This window comes from Rheinheimera riviphila (assembly GCF_004005945.1).
Taxonomy (GTDB): domain Bacteria; phylum Pseudomonadota; class Gammaproteobacteria; order Enterobacterales; family Alteromonadaceae; genus Pararheinheimera; species Pararheinheimera riviphila.
In genome coordinates, this window is the sequence record NZ_SACS01000002.1 from 1 (window position 1) to 14,473 (window position 14,473).

Below are 14,473 nucleotides of genomic sequence, written 5' to 3' on the forward strand. Positions count from 1 at the left end.
TTTTTTAGCGGAATAAGCCAGTGACGGTTTTGGCCTTTAGCTTGCCATGCATTGAGCAGACCTAATGAATAAAAGCCACGGTCAAACAGTGTCAGGCTATTATCCGGCGTCGTTTCAATCAGTTGCTTAGCCAGTATCATTTCATTCGTACTGTATTTATCCATCGCGGCACCAATCAATAAATGACTGGTCAGTTCCATTTGGCAAACCATTCTGACCATCGGCCACGCTGATTCGCCTGCGGTAGTGATGGGTTTGGTAAAGGCTTTGGTATTTTCGGCTGTGTCAGGGGCGCGCCAGACAACACCATCAACCCCAAGCAGTTGCAGCCCACACCAGCGCGGATGTTCAGCATCCTGATGCCAGAGTCGTTGGGTTTGATGAAATACTTGCCGCATTGCTTCAGAGCCTAAGCGCTGCCTACCTTGTACGACGGCACTTGGTGCAACCAATTCCCGTCGTCCGGGTAACACAATTTGCATTTTATCGGCAATGCTCCAGACATCTTTGCCACGGTACAACGCCATTCCGAGTACCACCATCACAAGAGATTCTAAAGGCAAACGACGGCGCCGGACGGTTGCAACCCCTGCCTCCTGCAGACATTGGCTGATGAACTCTTCTGGCAACAATTGCTGAAGCGCACCGGCTTCGATGTTTGGGAAATAACGGTTAGCAAGGGTTAAAGCGGTAGCTAATTGCATAAAAAAGGCCTGCGACATTTCTGTTGCAGGCCTTTATACACCAGTCACTGGATCGGTCAACCGATCTGAAAAATGCTTATCTGATCGGCATTAGAGCATCAAGCTCCGTTTTTTATTTGTTAACTTCGGGGGCTGAGTCAATTGTTCACAGAATTCTGTTAACTACTAACTCAATTACCAATCAATCTTCGAAAAAAGTATCCCGCAGTGCAACAGTGCGGTTAAACACCAGTTTGTCGGCAGTAAAGTCCTGATTGTCAGCGCAATAATATCCTTCCCGTTCAAACTGATAAGCTTGCTCAGGCTTGGCTTGTGCCAGGCTTGGTTCGACAAAACCATGTTTGATGCTGAGTGAATTTGCGTTGATCACCGCAATAAAATCATCTTCCGCCGCCGGATTTGGCACCGTGAATAATTTATCGTAGACCCGGAATTCCGCAGCTTTCGCCTGTGTTGCTTCGACCCAGTGAATAACGCCCCGCACTTTACGGCCATCGGCTGGATTGACGCCTAAAGTGTCTGGATCGTAACTACAAATCAGCTCCACAATATTGCCGGCGTCATCTTTAATCACTTCATCGGCACGTACCACATAAGCGCCACGCAACCGCACTTCTCCGCCAGTCACCATCCGCTTGTACTTTTTGTTGGCTTCTTCACGGAAGTCAGCACGGTCGATATAAATCACTTTGCCAAAAGGCACCTGACGGCTACCCATGCTTTCTTCTTTTGGATGATTATGCACATCCAGCCATTCCACCGCATCGGCGGAGTAGTTACTGATAGTGATTTTAAGCGGGTCGATGACTGCCATCGCGCGTGGTGCATGGGCGTCTAAATCTTCGCGAATACACGAATCTAAAGCACTGGCTTCAATCACGTTGTCTTGTTTGGTAATACCAATCCGCTTGGCGAATTCACGCAAGGACGCCGGGGTATAACCACGACGGCGTAAACCGGCAATGGTTGGCATCCGTGGGTCGTCCCAACCAGACACATGACCACCTTCCACCAGCGTGTGCAGTTTACGTTTACTCATCACCTGAAATTCCAGGTTTAAGCGCGAAAACTCAATTTGCTGCGGATGACAAGCGATGGTGATATTGTCCAAAATCCAGTCATATAACCGGCGGTTATCCTGAAATTCCAAGGTACATAAAGAATGGGTAATGCCTTCTAACGCATCAGAAATACAGTGCGTAAAATCGTACATCGGGTAGATGCACCATTTGTCACCGGTCTGATGGTGATGGGCAAATTTCACCCGGTAAATCACCGGATCGCGCATACAGATAAAGGCTGATGTCATATCGATTTTCGCACGCAGCGAACACTCACCTTCTTTAAAACCACCGGCACGCATTTTTTCAAACAACGCCAGGTTTTCAGCAGGTGTGGTGTCGCGATACGGACTATTTTTACCAGGTTCGGTTAAGTTGCCACGGTACTGACGCATTTCTTCAGCATTTAAAAAACAAACATAGGCCAGGCCTTTGTTAATCAGTTCAACGGCATAACCATATAATGCGTCAAAATAATCAGATGAATAACGAACGGCGCCGTCCCATTCAAAACCCAGCCAGTTCACGTCTTTCTGGATTGAATTGACGAAGTCGATGTTTTCTTTTTCTGGATTGGTGTCATCAAACCGCAGGTTACATTTGCCTTGATAATCAACGGCGATACCGAAGTTCAGACAAATCGATTTGGCGTGACCGATATGCAGGTAGCCATTCGGCTCTGGCGGAAAACGGGTTTGCACGGCACTGTGTTTGCCGGAAGCTAAATCGGCATCAATGATCTGCCGGATAAAATTGGTTGGGCGTGTTTCGATGTCCGCCATAAAATTCTGATCCTTATGTGTATCGGCAAAAGTACCTGTCGACAGAAAGTGGGCGTCGACAACAGTAAAACGAAGAAAAACTCAGATGGCCGCATTATAACAGCAACCAAAGCGCTGACCAGTAGCGAATATGGCTTTGTTTGCCGCGACCAGAAAATGCAACAGGGCGACCACTGGCCGCCCTGTCGCAATCAAACTGAACCGAACGAAGCGAAACCGAAATTAGTATTTCGCCGGCTGATCTTCGGCCGGCAAGCTGGCCTTAATAAACTGGCGTAAATCGTCATTCGACTGTTTTAAATCTTCATAACGCAGATACATCATATGGCCGCTGCGGTAGCCTTTAAAGCTCAGGCGGTCTTTCATTTTGCCACTTGGATCCAGCTGCCACATACTGTATTTGGCATCAAAATAGTTGGTAGCGCCATCATAATAGCCGGATTGGATCATCACCTTCAGATAGGGGTTTTCCGCCATCGCCAAACGTAAATTTTCACCGGTGTTGTCGTCGCTGTTATCCCATGGCCGTACCGGGCCAAACATGTTGTATTTCACATCGGTTTTGTAATTCAGCTCAGTGCGTAAATAATGGTTAATCGCCGGAGTGAACGAATGTAACCAGGAAGTCAGCTCAGCATTAAAATCCGGGCTGTCTCCTGCTTCACGACGATCGATGCCAATGTAACGTGAGTCCAACCGACCAACAGTCTGACCCCGTTCACGCAGTAACTCTTTCCAAAAAAAGTCGTTTGGAATATCCATATTGTTCTGTAATACAGCTTTTACTGATAAACCAGAATATTGCGCGACCTGCTGCGCGATGCGGTCTTTTTCCTCGGCGCTAATAAAGGCACCTTTAGCCAAAGCCGGCAGATATTCGTTAATGGTGAACTGCTCTACTTTTGGCAGCAAATCATACAAATCAAGCTGTTGCAGCTCAGCTGGTAAAGCTTTGTGATACCAGGCAGTGGCCGCAAAATACGGCAGACGGTTCGCTACATCGACCGGGCCTTCACGTTTAATGCCAATTTCAGTCGGCGATACCAGCACTACACCGTTTAAATACATCCACTGCATATTTTGCAGCGCTAAAGCGAGGCCAGAAACCCTTGTAGTACCGTAGCTTTCGCCAATCAAAAACTTCGGTGACTGCCACCGCTCATTGCGGGTGACAAAGGTATTGATCCATTCGGCCAGATATTTCACATCAGCGTTGACGCCAAAAAACATCTTCGCCTGCTCATCACGGCTCATCATCTTGCCGTCTTTATCTGCTAATACCCGTGAATAAGCGGTGTTTACCGGATTTACAAACACAATATCGGCGGTATCCAACACTGAATATGGGTTTTGTTTGGTGCCATAAGGCTGTAGCGGATAACCTTCGCTATCAACTTTTAGTGCTTTTGGTCCGGTATAAGCGATTTGCATCCAAACCGAAGCTGAACCTGGGCCGCCGTTAAAGGAAATCAGTAATGGTCTTTTACTTTTATCTTTAATATCAGTGCGTTGGTAATATGTATAAAACACGGCTGCGACAGGCTTTCCGTCATCGTTCCATACTGGCTGCGTGCCGGTTGTTGCACTGTACGTAAAAGACTCGTCATTAACAGTGGTTTTATGTTGAGTGACAACCACCGAATCGGCTTCAATCTGACGTTCAGTCGCAACTGCGGCTGGCACGGACATCAAAGCCCCGGCACAGCATATGGTAGTTAGCAGGACTGCCCGGTGGAAAATGGCTTTTGTTTTCATAGTTTTAAGACCCGACTTCCGTAGTAATTATGGTTTATTATGGTTGAGTCGACATACCACTTGCAGCATGTCCTTTATAGTGAACATGGATTTTGTAACTTAATTTTCCGGCTGAGACAAAGACATTGCGATTAAAAGCATCAAAACAGGTTAGTTCGCAAAGCTTGCTGGCTAAGTCTTGTTTCAGCTTTCTAGAGCCAGGTACTTTATGCTCTGGTTTAGCCAACGACAGAGCCAACAACTAAGCGGACCGTGTTTGGCATGGATGCCAAACAACGAGCCTACAAGGACGTATTCACGGCGGGTCCGTGTGTTGTTTGCTTTGGCGTTGCTTGTTGACAATTTTCTTCATACAAATGGCGGACTAGCCTGCGGCTGAGTCGCGCCCTACTTCGGTCTATAGCGAAAATAGCTTAAAGTAGGAATACTTAGCAACAAACCACAGCCATAAAAAAACCCGCACCAGGCGGGTTTTTTACACACTCGAAACTAAGTAGCTATTACCAGCCAGTCAGTTCACGCAGTGCTTTACCGATGTCTGCCAGAGAACGGACGGTTTTCACGCCAGCGTCTTCCAGAGCACGGAATTTGTCATCAGCTGTACCTTTACCACCAGAGATGATGGCGCCAGCGTGGCCCATGCGCTTACCGGCAGGTGCAGTTACACCAGCGATATAAGACACAACAGGCTTAGTCACGTTTGCTTTGATATAAGCAGCTGCTTCTTCTTCAGCAGTACCACCGATTTCACCGATCATGATGATCGCTTCAGTCTGTGGATCTTCCTGGAATAATTTCAGGATGTCGATGAAGTTAGAACCTGGGATTGGGTCACCACCGATACCAACACAAGTTGATTGGCCGAAACCTTCATCTGTGGTTTGTTTCACAGCTTCATAGGTCAGAGTGCCTGAACGTGAAACGATACCCACTTTACCTGGCTTGTGGATATGGCCTGGCATGATACCGATTTTACATTCACCTGGCGTGATCACGCCTGGGCAGTTTGGACCAATCATCCGCACGCCTTTACGATCGATGTATTCTTTAACGAATAACATGTCGATCGTTGGGATACCTTCAGTGATACAAACAATCAGCTCTAAGCCAGCATCAGCAGCTTCGATGATCGCATCTTTACAGAAAGGTGCCGGTACGTAAATCACAGTCGCCGTTGCGCCAGTCGCAGCAACAGCTTCTTTGACGGTGTTGAACACTGGTAAACCAATGTGCGTCGTGCCGCCTTTACCTGGGCTTACGCCACCAACCATTTTAGTGCCGTATTCCAGCGCCTGAGTGGAGTGGAAAGTACCCTGGCTACCAGTGAAACCCTGACAGATGACCTTAGTGTCTTTGTTGATGATAATAGACATTATTTGCCCTCCGCGGCTTTCACAACAGCTTTTGCAGCTTCAGATAATGAGTTAGCAGCAATGATGTTCAGGCCAGAGTTTTGCAACTTCTGTGCGCCTAATTCAGCGTTGTTACCTTCTAAACGCACCACAACCGGTACGCTTACACCCACTTCTTCAACCGCACCAATGATACCTTCAGCGATCATGTCGCAACGAACGATACCACCGAAGATGTTGACGAATACTGCTTTCACAGCTGAGTCAGACAGGATGATTTTGAATGCTTCGGTCACGCGCTCTTTGGTCGCGCCGCCGCCAACGTCCAGGAAGTTTGCTGGTTGGCCACCGCTTAATTTCACGATGTCCATAGTACCCATCGCTAAACCGGCACCGTTCACCATACAACCGATGTTACCTTCTAAAGCAACATAGTTCAGTTCCCATTGAGCAGCACGGGCTTCACGCTCGTCTTCTTGTGATGGGTCATGGTAAGCGCGCAGTTTTGGCTGGCGGTATAATGCATTGCTATCAGCAACCAGTTTGGCGTCTAAGCAGTGCAGGTTACCAGCAGAAGTAATCACCAATGGGTTTACTTCGATCATCGCCAGGTCCAGGTCAACGAACATCTTGGCGAGGCCTAAGTAGATGTTAGTGAACTGCTTGATTTGCGTCGCATTTAAGCCAAGTTGGAACGCGATTTCACGGGCTTGGAACGCTTGCGCGCCAACCAGTGGATCGATAGCCATCTTGATGATTTTTTCCGGGCTTTCTTCGGCCACTTTCTCGATGTCAACGCCACCTTCAGTCGACGCCATGAAAATGATACGACGGCTTGAGCGATCGACCACGGCACCTAAGTACAGCTCTTTGTCGATATCGGTACAGGTTTCTACCAGGATCTTGGTGACAGGCTGACCTTTTTCGTCAGTTTGATACGTAACCAGATTTTTGCCCAGCCAATTTTGGGCAAAGTTACGGATCTCTTCTTTAGAAGTAACTAATTTCACACCGCCCGCTTTACCGCGACCACCAGCGTGAACCTGAGCTTTCACTACCCACTTGTTCCCACCAATGCGGTCTGCTGCTTCTGCTGCTGCTTGTGGAGTTTCTTCCGCATAGCCTTCAGATACAGGTAAACCGTATTCGCGAAACAGCTGTTTTGCCTGATACTCGTGCAAATTCATGGCTTATTTCCGTTTTTCTTTAGTTTGTGACCGGGTAACCGGCCTGACCCATTGAGCAAAGCCTTCGCAATACTCAGATGATTTGGAGGTTTCGGCAACAGCCTTCACCTCCGGTTTTTTTATCAGATATCCAACAGAATACGGGTTGGATCTTCTAACAATTCTTTGATCGTGACCAGGAAACCGACCGACTCTTTGCCGTCGATGATCCGGTGATCGTAAGACAGTGCCAGGTACATCATTGGCAGGATTTCCATCTTGCCATCAACCACCATCACCCGATCCTGGATCTTATGCATACCCAGAATAGCTGATTGTGGTGGGTTGATGATTGGCGTTGACATCAGAGAGCCAAACACACCACCGTTGGTGATAGTGAAGTTACCGCCGGTTAAATCATCCATTGATAATTTACCGTCACGGCCTTTCAGTGCTAACTCTTTGATGGCTTTTTCAATTTCAGCCAGATTCATTTTGTCGCAATCACGCAGTACCGGTGTGACCAGACCACGTGGCGTTGACACCGCAATGCTGACGTCAAAATAGTTGTGATACACGATATCATCGCCGTCAATCGCCGCATTCACTTCAGGGAAACGCTTCAGCGCTTCAGTGACAGCTTTGACATAAAACGACATAAAGCCTAACCGGATACCATGACGTTTTTCAAACACGTCTTGATATTGCTTACGCAGTTCCATAATTGGCTTCATGTTCACTTCGTTAAAAGTGGTCAGCATCGCTGTAGAATTTTTCGCTTCCAGCAGACGGTTAGCAATGGTTTTACGCAGACGTGTCATCGGTACACGTTTTTGTGAACGGTCGCCGACAACTGCCGCTGGCGCTGCAACTGCGGCCGGAGCTGCTTTTGCTGCTGGGGCTGCTGGTGCACCTGACAGGAATTTCTCCACGTCTTCTTTGGTCACGCGGCCATTTTTGCCAGAACCCTGGATTTTCGAAGCGTCCAGACCTTTTTCAGCAATCAAACGACGCACTGACGGTGTTAAAGCGTCATCGGCATCTGCGCTGGCAGCGGCTGGAGCTGCTGCGGCGGCAACTGGTGCAGCGGCAGCAGTAGCACCGGCATTCAGATGACCAATCACCTGCTCGGCGAGCACTGTAGCGCCTTCAGCGTGGACGATTTCGCCCATCACGCCATCAGCCTGAGCCACGACTTCTAACACAACTTTGTCAGTTTCGATGTCAACCAGAACCTGGTCACGGCTGACGGCTTCACCTGTTTTTACATGCCAGGTAGCAATAGTTGCATCAGCAACTGATTCGGGTAGTACTGGGACTTTAATTTCCACTTTGTCACCTTTTTACAGATTGGTCTGCGTTTGTGTTCAGTCTTACAAAGCCAAAGCCAGTATAGGAAAACCTATACTGACCAGAATTCATGCTGTGACCTGGCCACAGCGATAAAGTTTTAACCCAGCGTCAAGGCGGCATTCACCAGCGCTTGTTGCTGTTTATTGTGTACCGATAAATAACCTACCGCTGGGGATGACGATGCATCCCGTCCGGCATAACTTAAGCTTGCGCCTTTTGGAATGGCAGCCCAGAAGTTATGTTGACTGCAGTACCAGGCGCCCTGATTTTGCGGCTCTTCCTGACACCAGACAAAATCGGTCACTTGTGGGTATTGCGCCAGTACTGTGGTCATTTCGTCTTGCGGGAACGGGTACAGCTGTTCTACACGGACAATCACAACATTGGTCTGGTTACGTTTACGGCGCTCTTCCAGTAAGTCGAAATAGACTTTACCGCTACAGAACACCACACGTTTTACGTCGGCTGGTTTGATGTCATCAATCTCGCCAATCACGTTCTGGAACTGACCAGATGCGATCTCTTCCAGCGTTGATGTGGCCAGCGGATGACGTAATAAAGATTTTGGCGACATAACAATGAGCGGACGGCGCATTGGACGCACCATCTGCCGGCGGATCATCGCATACACCTGAGCAGGCGTGGTCGGAACCACCACTTGCATATTGTGATCAGCACAAAGTTGCAGGAACCGTTCTAACCGCGCAGAAGAGTGCTCCGGGCCCTGACCTTCGTAACCATGTGGCAATAACAACGTCAGACCACAGAGGCGGCCCCACTTTTGTTCGCCAGAACTTAAGAACTGGTCAATCACCACCTGGGCGCCGTTGGCGAAATCGCCAAATTGGCCTTCCCAAATCACTAACGCGCGTGGCTCAGCTGTGGCATAACCATATTCAAACGCCAGTACTGCTTCTTCCGATAAAGCTGAGTCATATACCTGGAACGGGCCTTGCGACTCGCTGATATGCTCAAGCGGCGTATAAGTAGAAGCATCACTTTGACTATGCAATACAGCGTGGCGGTGGAAGAAAGTACCACGACCTGAGTCCTGACCCACAATACGAATGCGTGAACCGTTACCAACGGTTGCGGCATAAGCCAGAATTTCGGCAAAACCCCAGTCGATTTTTTTCTCGCCTTTGAGCATCAAAGCGCGGTCTTCGTAAACCTTACCAACCTGACGCTGCAAGGTATGCTCGGCCGGAATGGCAATGGCTTTTTCACCCATAGCCACTAAATCGGCGACACTCATGCTGGCATCGTAAGTTGCAGTCCAGTCGTGACCTAAGAATGGCGTCCAATCGACTGCAACTTCAGTCATCGCTTTCCACTCATCAACCACGCAGTCGCCTTTATCCAGCGCGTTGCGGTAGTCATCAACCATCGCCTGTACTTCTTCTGCTGAGAACTGACCGGCTTTGATCAGCTTGTCCGCATACAGCTCACGTGGCGTTGGGTGTTTTTTGATTTTCTGATACATCAGCGGCTGCGTCGCATTCGGCTCGTCCGCTTCGTTGTGACCGTTACGACGGTAACAAACCAAGTCAATCACCACATCCCGTTTAAAGGTGTTGCGATAATCAACGGCGAGCTGAGCCACAAACACCACGGCTTCCGGATCATCACCGTTGACGTGGAAAATTGGCGCCTGCACCATCTTGGCGATATCAGTACAGTATTCAGTTGAACGGGTATCTTCCGGATTGGACGTGGTAAAACCGACCTGGTTGTTGATGACCAGACGAATAGTACCGCCAACTTTAAAGGCGCGGGTTTGTGAAATGTTAAAGGTTTCAGCCACCACACCCTGGCCAGCAAAGGCCGAGTCACCGTGAATAGTAATTGGCAGTGCTAAAGAACCATCGGTACAACCACGACGATCCAGACGTGCGCGCACTGAACCGATCACCACCGGGTTAACGATTTCTAAGTGCGACGGGTTAAACGCCAGAGCTAAATGCACGTCGCCGCCTTTGGTGGCGAAATCTGATGAGAAACCCATATGGTATTTCACATCACCGGCACCAACCACTTCATATTTACCAGCAAACTCGTCAAACAGTTTGCCTGGATTTTTACCCAAAACGTTGACTAAGGTATTCAAACGACCACGGTGCGCCATACCAATGACACAGTCTTTGGCACCTTGTTCGCCGGCACGGTGGATCATCGCTTTGAGCATCGGGATCATGGCATCGCCACCTTCCAGACCAAAGCGTTTAGCACCAGGGAATTTGTTCGACAAATAGCGCTCAAGACCGTCAGCAGCAACTAAACCTTTGAGGATGCCGGCTTTGGTGGCTTTGTCATAATTTGGGGTCGAACGGACTGATTCTAACCGTTGTTGGATCCAGCGTTTTTCATCCGTGGATACGATGTGCATATATTCTGCACCAATCGAACCGCAGTAGGTGGTTTCCAGTGCTGCAACCAGTTCACCCAGTTTCATCGTCTCGGTACCGGCGACAAAAGATCCGACGTTATATTCATCGTCAAAATCAGCAGGACCTAAGTCATGGAAAGATAATTCTAAATCACGGACTCGTTGGCGTTTCCACAGATCCAATGGATCGAGTTTCGCATGTTGGTGCCCCCGGAAACGGAAAGCATTAATGAGTTGCAGTACCTTCACCTGCCGACCATCACCACCACCAGAGGGTGCAACAATCACTTCGCGGTGTTTGTTTTTGGCAAGATCGATAAATTGCTGGCGAATATCAGAATGCCGGGATTCTAATTCTACACCTTCGATTTTTGGCAATTTGGCGAAGAATTCGCGCCATTCATCACCAACACTGGTAGGTTCAGCTAAGTAGGATTCATAGAGTTCATCTACATAGGCCATGTTGCCACCGCCAAGATGAGAAGACTCCAACCACGCCTTCATTACACCTTCGTGCATTTACTTTCCCTTATCTCGAAGCACCTGGAAAAAAGTAGCAAAAAAATAGCCATGGTACAGGTTTTGTGGCTATTTTTTCCTGGTTGAAACCCAACAAAATATGCTGGGTTCCGTCATGTGAAGCTGTTGTCTGTTATGAAAGGGGCGCTTTACAGCGCCCGGTTTAATAACATGGATTTGATCTGGCCAATGGCTTTGGTCGGGTTTAAACCCTTCGGACACACATTGACGCAGTTCATGATGCCGTGGCAGCGGAATACGCTGAACGCATCATCTAAATCGTTTAATCGTTGTTCAGTCGCGGTATCACGGCTATCCGCCAGGAAACGGTAAGCATGTAATAAACCAGCTGGACCAATAAATTTATCCGGGTTCCACCAGAACGACGGGCAAGAGGTTGAGCAACAAGCGCATAAAATACACTCGTACAGACCATCCAGCTTAGCGCGTTCTTCCGGCGATTGCAGATATTCACCTGCCGGCGGTAAGTCGTTATTGATTAAGTACGGTTTTACCTTCTCGTATTGAGTGTAAAACTGTGACATATCAACCACTAAATCACGTACAACCGGTAAACCTGGTAATGGACGAATGACAATTTTGCCGCCCTTGCCTTTACCCACGGCTGACAACGGCGTGATACAAGCCAAACCGTTTTTACCATTCATGTTGACGCCGTCTGAACCACAGACGCCTTCACGGCAACTGCGACGGAAGGATAAGGTTGGGTCTTGTTCTTTCAATTTCAACAGTGCATCAAGCACCATCATGTCCCGACCTTCCGGATTGTCCAGCGTATAGTCTTGCATCCGTGGCGCATTATCGACGTCAGGGTTGTAACGATAAACAGAGAATTCAAGCTTCTTCATCGTCTGTCCCTCTTAATAAGTACGAGCTTTAGGTTGGAAGGCTTCACGGAACTTCGGTTCCAGATTCACTTTACGCTTGAACATCGATTCAGTGTCCGGCGTATACACGCTGTGACATAACCAGTTCTCATCGTCGCGATCCGGGAAGTCAAACCGGGCGTGCGCGCCGCGGCTTTCAGTACGGAAGTTCGCGGCAACAGCGGTTGAAAATGCCGTTTCCATCAGGTTGTCCAGTTCCAGACATTCAATCCGTGCGGTATTAAAGTCTGAACTCTTGTCATCCAGACGGGCATATTTCAGCCGCTCACGAATGACTTTTAATTCAGCTAAACCTTCAGCCATGGCTGCGCCTTCACGGAACACCGAGAAGTTCAGTTGCATACAGGTTTGTAAATCTTTTTTGATTTGCGCCGGATCTTCACCCTGGCCAATTTTGGTATCTTCCCAGCGCTGGGTACGGGCAAGTGCGGCCTGAATATCAGAATCAGTAGCGCCGCGGCCTTCAGAAGTCGCCGCTAAAGCTTCACCTAAATGCAGACCGGTCGCACGGCCGAATACCACTAAGTCCAGCAACGAGTTACCACCTAAGCGGTTGGCACCGTGCACTGACACACAAGCGATTTCGCCACAAGCAAATAAACCGGCCACGATGGTTTCAGACCCATCAGCTTTTGGATGAATCACCTGACCATGCACGTTGGTTGGAATACCACCCATCATGTAATGGCAAGTTGGGATCACCGGAATTGGCTCTTTCACTGGATCGACGTGCGCGAAAGTTTTTGACAGTTCACAAACGCCAGGTAAGCGGCTTTCTAAAACTTCAGCACCTAAGTGGTCCAGTTTCAGTTTGATATGCGGGCCCCATGGACCATCACAACCACGGCCTTCACGGATTTCCGTCATCATTGAACGGGCAACCACGTCACGACCAGCTAAGTCTTTGGCGTTTGGCGCATAACGTTCCATGAAACGCTCGCCATTTTTATTCAGTAAATAACCACCTTCACCACGGCAACCTTCAGTTACCAGGGTACCGGCACCGGCGATGCCCGTTGGGTGAAATTGCCACATTTCCATGTCTTGCAGTGGTACACCAGCACGCAATGCCATACCAACACCGTCACCGGTATTGATGTGAGCGTTGGTGGTTGAGGCGAAAATACGACCGGCGCCGCCAGTCGCCAGCACAGTCGCGCGGGCTTTGAAATAAACGATTTCGCCACTTTCGATGTCAATGGCAGTACAACCGACCACAGCACCGTCCTGGTTTTTCACCAGATCAAGGGCATACCACTCAGAGAAAACCTGAGTTTTGTTCTTCACGTTTTGCTGGTACAGCAGGTGCAATAAGGCATGACCGGTCCGGTCAGCTGCAGCTGCGGTACGGGCGGCTTGTTCGCCACCAAAATTCTTCGACTGACCACCAAACGGACGTTGGTAAACACGGCCATTCTCAAAACGTGAGAATGGTAAGCCCATGTTTTCTAACTCAGTAATAGCTTCCGGGCCAGTTTTACACATGTATTCAATCGCGTCCTGGTCACCGATATAATCGGAACCTTTGACGGTATCAAACATGTGCCATTCCCAGTTATCCGGATGTGAGTTACCGAGCGCAACGGTAATACCGCCTTGCGCAGAAACAGTGTGAGAACGGGTTGGGAATACTTTGGATAATAAGGCACAGGTTAAACCTGATTCAGTGATTTGCAGTGCGGCACGCATACCGGCACCACCGGCGCCGATCACAACGGCGTCAAACTCGCGAACTGGAATATTCAATTAAGCACCCCACAACTGCGGTTGTAATAATACAAACAGGCCTACAGCCACATAGCCAAAAGCAATGGCATACAACACAAATTGCAGTACCGCGCGGGTCGCTGCAGATTTGACGTAGTCAGTCAGTACTTGCCACAGACCAATTTTGGTGTGAACGGCAATACAAACCAGCGCCAATAAAGTGAAAGCTTTGACCAGAATGTTAGAAAACAACGCTTTCCAACCTTCGTAGGTAATTTCAGGAGTACAAAGGAAATAACCGAGGATAAACAGGGTATACAGCGTTAAAATAATCGCTGTGGTGCGTAATGAAACGTAATCTTGTACGCCATCACGTTTTAAAGATGCTTGATTCAGAACCATAACCAGACTCCAGCTAATACGGCCAGAACAATCCAGAGTGCGATGGTGATTTTAGCGCTCAGTTTGCCCGACTCTAACTCTTCCCAATGGCCCATATCCATGATCAGGTGGCGAATGCCGCCCAACAGATGATACAGCAACATGGTGATGGTGCCCCAGGCGATGAACTTGGCAACAAAAGAAGTCATCACTTCTTTGACCAGTGCAAAACCTTCAGCAGAAGACAGGGACACTGCCCAGGCCCAGATCACGAAAATCAGCGCGAAAAACATTGCGACGCCGGTCACACGATGCAGGATTGAAGCAGTTGCCGTTACCGGCATGGATATAGTGGTAAGGTCTAGATTTACAGGTCTTTGCTTTTTCACAGTTTCTTGC

The 14,473-nt window shown here is 48.7% G+C and carries 11 protein-coding genes; all 11 read right to left on the reverse strand.

The features are described from left to right. Positions 1–704 (reverse strand): IS4 family transposase (locus EOE67_RS02435; protein WP_164852196.1); only part of this gene is annotated, 704 nt, incomplete at its 3' end. A 181-nt stretch (positions 705–885) separates the two neighbouring features. Further along, positions 886–2,547 carry a glutamine--tRNA ligase gene (gene glnS, locus EOE67_RS02440; protein ID WP_127697477.1) on the reverse strand — a complete coding sequence of 554 codons (1,662 nt, stop codon included), beginning with the start codon at positions 2,545–2,547 and terminating at the stop codon, positions 886–888. A gap of 222 nt (positions 2,548–2,769) precedes the next feature. Next, positions 2,770–4,236 carry a S10 family peptidase gene (locus EOE67_RS02445; protein ID WP_206099410.1) on the reverse strand — a complete coding sequence of 489 codons (1,467 nt, stop codon included), beginning with the start codon at positions 4,234–4,236 and terminating at the stop codon, positions 2,770–2,772. A 566-nt stretch (positions 4,237–4,802) separates the two neighbouring features. Beyond that, positions 4,803–5,675: a succinate--CoA ligase subunit alpha gene (gene sucD, locus EOE67_RS02450; protein WP_127697479.1), complete on the reverse strand. Its 873-nt coding sequence runs from the start codon at positions 5,673–5,675 to the stop codon at positions 4,803–4,805. Then, a complete protein-coding gene (gene sucC, locus EOE67_RS02455) occupies positions 5,675–6,841 on the reverse strand; it encodes an ADP-forming succinate--CoA ligase subunit beta (protein ID WP_127697480.1) in 1,167 nt (388 codons plus the stop codon). The genes sucD and sucC overlap by 1 nt, the downstream gene beginning before the upstream one ends. A gap of 122 nt (positions 6,842–6,963) precedes the next feature. Continuing rightward, a complete protein-coding gene (gene odhB / locus EOE67_RS02460; RefSeq protein ID WP_068063424.1) occupies positions 6,964–8,151 on the reverse strand; it encodes a 2-oxoglutarate dehydrogenase complex dihydrolipoyllysine-residue succinyltransferase in 1,188 nt (395 codons plus the stop codon). Between the two features lie 119 nt (positions 8,152–8,270). Continuing rightward, positions 8,271–11,078 carry a 2-oxoglutarate dehydrogenase E1 component gene (locus tag EOE67_RS02465; RefSeq protein WP_127697481.1) on the reverse strand — a complete coding sequence of 936 codons (2,808 nt, stop codon included), beginning with the start codon at positions 11,076–11,078 and terminating at the stop codon, positions 8,271–8,273. Positions 11,079–11,227: 149 nt separating this feature from the next. Next, complete coding sequence (locus EOE67_RS02470; RefSeq protein ID WP_127697482.1) at positions 11,228–11,947, reverse strand: succinate dehydrogenase iron-sulfur subunit; 720 nt, start codon at positions 11,945–11,947, stop codon at positions 11,228–11,230. A gap of 12 nt (positions 11,948–11,959) precedes the next feature. Next, positions 11,960–13,732 (reverse strand): succinate dehydrogenase flavoprotein subunit, encoded by a 1,773-nt coding sequence (gene sdhA, locus EOE67_RS02475; protein ID WP_127697483.1) that lies wholly within the window; start codon positions 13,730–13,732, stop codon positions 11,960–11,962. Further along, positions 13,733–14,095, reverse strand: a complete 363-nt coding sequence (gene sdhD, locus EOE67_RS02480; protein ID WP_127697484.1) for a succinate dehydrogenase, hydrophobic membrane anchor protein — start codon at positions 14,093–14,095, stop codon at positions 13,733–13,735. It abuts the gene before it with no gap. Next, positions 14,086–14,463: a succinate dehydrogenase, cytochrome b556 subunit gene (sdhC, locus tag EOE67_RS02485; RefSeq protein ID WP_127697485.1), complete on the reverse strand. Its 378-nt coding sequence runs from the start codon at positions 14,461–14,463 to the stop codon at positions 14,086–14,088. The genes sdhD and sdhC overlap by 10 nt, the downstream gene beginning before the upstream one ends. Positions 14,464–14,473 lie beyond the last annotated feature (10 nt).